3 protein-coding genes are annotated in these 3929 nt (G+C 74.3%); all 3 read right to left on the minus strand.

All coding sequences use genetic code 11. The features are described 5' to 3' along the window. A partial coding sequence (locus ACFWN1_RS32155; protein WP_384369925.1) for an ABC transporter permease occupies positions 1–948 on the minus strand: 948 nt, incomplete at its 3' end. Then, entirely contained in the window at positions 945–2591 is a 1647-nt protein-coding gene (locus ACFWN1_RS32160; protein WP_384369928.1) for an ABC transporter substrate-binding protein, read from the minus strand. The genes ACFWN1_RS32160 and ACFWN1_RS32155, both read right to left, overlap by 4 nt. A 56-nt stretch (positions 2592–2647) precedes the next feature. Further along, a complete protein-coding gene (locus tag ACFWN1_RS32165; RefSeq protein WP_384369931.1) occupies positions 2648–3700 on the minus strand; it encodes an LLM class flavin-dependent oxidoreductase in 1053 nt (350 codons plus the stop codon). Positions 3701–3929 lie beyond the last annotated feature (229 nt).

The following is a 3929-nucleotide window of genomic DNA, read 5'->3' on the forward strand; positions in this document are numbered from 1 at the left end:
CGCCGCCACCACCCCCGTGGTCCTGCGCAGCCTCGGATCCACCACCACGTACAGCACCTCCACGAGCGCGCCGATCACCACGAAGGCCAGCGCCGACAGCGCGACCACGCCCTGCACCACCGGCAGGTCCCGGCTGCCGACCGCCTGGAGGGCGACCCGGCCGATCCCGGCGCGCGCGAACACGTTCTCCACCACCACGGCCCCGCCGAGCAGCGAGCCGGTGAACCAGCCGGCGAGCGTCAGCGCCGGCAGCGCCGCGTGCCGCAGCGCGTGCCGGGACCGCACCGACGACTCGCGCACTCCGCGCGCCCTCGCGGACAGCGCGAACGGCTGCTCCAGCGCGTCCAGCAGGCCCTCGCGCATGACCTGCGCGAGCAGCGCCGCGATCGGCAGCGCGAGGGTCAGCACGGGCAGCACCAGCGACCGCCCGTCCCCGCTGTCGGAGACGGGGAACCAGCCGAGCCGGAAGGAGAACACCGTCAGCAGCATGATCCCCAGCCAGAACGACGGCGTGGAGACGATCACCAGCTCCGCGAGGGCCGAGACCCGGCGCGGCCAGCGCCGCCGCCCGGTGGTGAGCAGGGTGACGCCGACCGCGAGGACGAGCGCCACCACCGTGGCCCAGAAGGCGAGTTCGAGCGTCGGCCCGAGCTGGTCGGCGAGCACCCGGGCCACCGGCTGCTGGAGCTGGTACGAGTACCCGAGGTCGCCGGTCAGCAGCCGGCCGAGGTGGGTCGCGTACTGGACCACGAGGGGATCGCCGAGGCCGTACCGCTGCCGCAGCTCCTCGCGCTGGCTGGCGTCGAGCAGCGCCTGGGAGCCGACGACCGCGTCGACGGGGTCCCCCGGCACCAGCTGGAGCACCACGAACGCCAGGGTCGCCGCGCCCCACACCACCAGGGCCGCCGCGCCGAGCCGGACGGCGAGGTACCGGAGGACCGTCCTCACCGGGCCTCGACCCAGGCGCCGTAGAACTCCGGCCAGGCGGCGACGGACTGGCGCAGCCCGTGCACCTTCCGGTTCGCCGCGACGGTGGTCTGCTCGACGTAGGCGGGTACGACGACGGCCTGGTCGAGGGCCCAGCGCTGCACCTGGGCGTAGAGCGCGGCGCGCTTCGCGCGGTCGGTCTCGGCCTGGGCCTCCTTCAGGAGGCGGTCGACCTTCGGGTCCGCGACCCGGGCGAAGTTGTGTCCGCCGCCCGCCGAGGTCTCGGTGGAGAGCAGGAAGTGGCTGAGGATGTCGCCGTCGGCGCGCGCCCAGGACAGTTCGACGACGTCGTAGCGGCCCGAGTCCAGCCGGCCGGAGACCTCGGCGGCGTCGGTGGAGGCGGCGAGGTCGAGCTTGATGCCCGCCTTCCTCAGCTCGCCCTGCACGGCCTGGGAGAAGAGGCTCGCCTGTCCGTACACGGGGGCGATGACGGTGAGGACCTTGCCGTCCTTGGTGCGGTAGCCGTCGGCGTTCCGGCTCTTCCAGCCGGCCTCGTCGAGGAGCGCGGCTGCCTTGGCCGGGTCGTACGGCCAGGACTTCTCCAGGGACTTGTCGTAGCTGTCCGGGGTGGTGGGGGAGAGGAGGGACCAGGCTCGGGTGCCGGTGCCCTGGAAGACCGAGCCGACGAGCGCGTCGAGGTCCATGGAGAGCTGGAAGGCGCGACGGACCCGGACGTCGGAGAAGAGCGCGCCCTTGGTGTTGAGGTAGAAGGCGTCGACGGCGCCCGGCACGGAGCGGCTGGTCAGCGTCAGCTTGGGGTCGCGCTTCACGGCGCCCGCCTGCTGCGGCGGGACGGCGCCGGCCGCGTCGACCTGACCGGAGGTGAGGGCGCCGACGCGGGTGGCGTCCTCGGGGATGAAGCGCAGGGCGAAGGAGTCGAGCCGGGCGGGACCGGTGTGCCCGGCGCCCTCCGGGGCCCAGGCGTAGTCCGCGTTCCTGGTGTAGGTGCGCTGCTGGCCCCTGGTGTAGGCACCGGCCTTGAAGGGGCCGGTGCCGACGGCGGTGGTCCCGGCGCACAGCGCCTCGGCGCCCTTCTTCAGGGAGGCCGGCGAGGCGATGCCCAGGTAGGTCGTCGACGCGGCCTGGAGGAAGGGTGCGTAGGGCCGGGTGAAGCGGACTTCGATCTGGGTGGGGCTCTTGACGAGGGCGGACTCGTAGGGGCCGAGGAGTCCGGCGGCGTACTGCGACTGGGTCTTCTTGTCGGTGATGTGGTCGAAGTTGGCCTTGACGGCGGCGGCGTCGAGCTTGGCGCCGTCGTGGAAGGCGACCCCGTCCCGCAGGGTGAACGTGTACGACCTGCCGCCCTCGCCGATCTTCCAGGACTTCGCCAGCCAGGGCTTCAGCTCCCCGTCGGGGGTCTGGTAGACCAGCGAGTCGAAGACGGGCCGCTGGACGAAGGCGGTGACGTCCTGGGCGCTGGTGTGCGGATCCCAGCAGTCCGGCTCGCTGTCCGTCGCGTAGACGAGCTTCCCGCCGGTCACCGGCTCGGAACCGTTGGGGTGGGCGGCGCCGCCGGCCTCCGCCGAGCAGGCGGTGGTGGCGGTGAGGGCGAGTGCGAGGGCGGACCAGAGGACGGCTCTGCCGCCCGGACGGCGCGAGTGCATGACGGACTCCGTGCGATGGATGTGTGCGGGGGTCGGGGTCACCGTCCCGGATCGGGCTAAAGCCGGACTGAATCGTGGCCGCCGGCCGGCACCGGGGCCGCGGCGGCGGCCTCGGCGAGCAGCGTGAAGGACCGCAGCCGGTCCCCCTGGCCGTGGACCACGGTCAGGGCCATCACCTCGTCGGCGCCGGTCCTGGAGAGGAGCGCGGTGAGCTTGTCGCGCACGGTGACGGTGGAGCCGATGAGCTGCGGCTCCACGAGCTCGTCGAGGAAGGCCCGTTCGGCGGGCGAGTAGCTGTGCGCCGCGGCCGTCGCGGCGGTGGGGAAGGCGTCGAAGCGGGGGCTCGTCCGCATGCGGATCTTGCCGAGGAGGTACGGGGAGGCGACCGTACGCGCCTCGTCGTCGGTGTCCGCGACGGTGGTGAGGACGGAGACGAGGGTGCGCGGCCGGTCCAGGTGCGCGGAGGGGCGGAACGCCTCGCGGTACCGCTCCAGGGCGAACGCGCTGGCCTGCGGGTTGATCTGGTGGGCGAAGGCGTAGGGGAGTCCGAGCGCGCCCGCGGCGACGGCGCTGGCCGGGCTGGAGCCGAGCATCCACAGTTCGGGGCGGCCGTCGGCCGCCGGGACGGCGGTGATGCCGGAGGCGGGGTCGGCGGGGGCGAAGTAGCCGTCCAGCTCGGCTATCTGCCGGGGGAAGTCGTCGTGGCCCCGGTCCGGCGCGCGGCGCAGTGCACGGGCGGTGAGCGGATCGGTGCCGGGCGCGCGGCCGAGGCCGAGGTCGACGCGGCCGGGATGGAGGGCCTCCAGGGTGCCGAACTGCTCGGCGACGACGAGCGGCGCGTGGTTGGGCAGCAGCACGCCGCCGGAGCCGACCCGCAGGGTGGTGGTCGCGGAGGCGAGCCGGCCGATGAGGACCGGCGGCGCGGAGGTGGCGAGGCTGGTGGTGTTGTGGTGCTCCGCGACCCAGTAGCGGTGGTAGCCGAGCGCCTCGACGAGGGGGGCGAGGGCGACGGTGTCGCGTAGCGCGGAGGTGGCGGTGCCGTCCTCGAAGACGGGGACGACGTCGAGCACGGAGAGCGGGACGGTAGGGGTGGGGCCGGTGGCGGTCATGGGTCCTCCTCTGACAAGCACGGGTGACCGGCCGGGCACCGTGACGGGGGACGGCACGGCACCCGGCCGGAGCCGGACGGTGCGTACGCGCACGGGTGCGCGGGCACGGCTCGTACGCGTACGGCATCGGGTACGGGCTACGCCCGGTCGGCGACGCTCCCGGCGGGGGCGTCCGACGGGGGCGGGACGGAGGCGTCCGGCGCCGCGTCTGCGGACGCGGCGGGCGGGG

This window comes from Streptomyces sp. NPDC058459 (assembly GCF_042721685.1).
GTDB lineage: Bacteria > Actinomycetota > Actinomycetes > Streptomycetales > Streptomycetaceae > Streptomyces.

What these genes read in the sequence shown, in the direction of transcription:
- ACFWN1_RS32160 (WP_384369928.1), bottom strand. Translation starts at nt 2,591, where the DNA reads ATGCACTCGCGCCGTCCGGGCGGCAGAGCCGTCCTCTGGTCCGCCCTC.
- ACFWN1_RS32165 (WP_384369931.1), bottom strand. Translation starts at nt 3,700, where the DNA reads ATGACCGCCACCGGCCCCACCCCTACCGTCCCGCTCTCCGTGCTCGAC.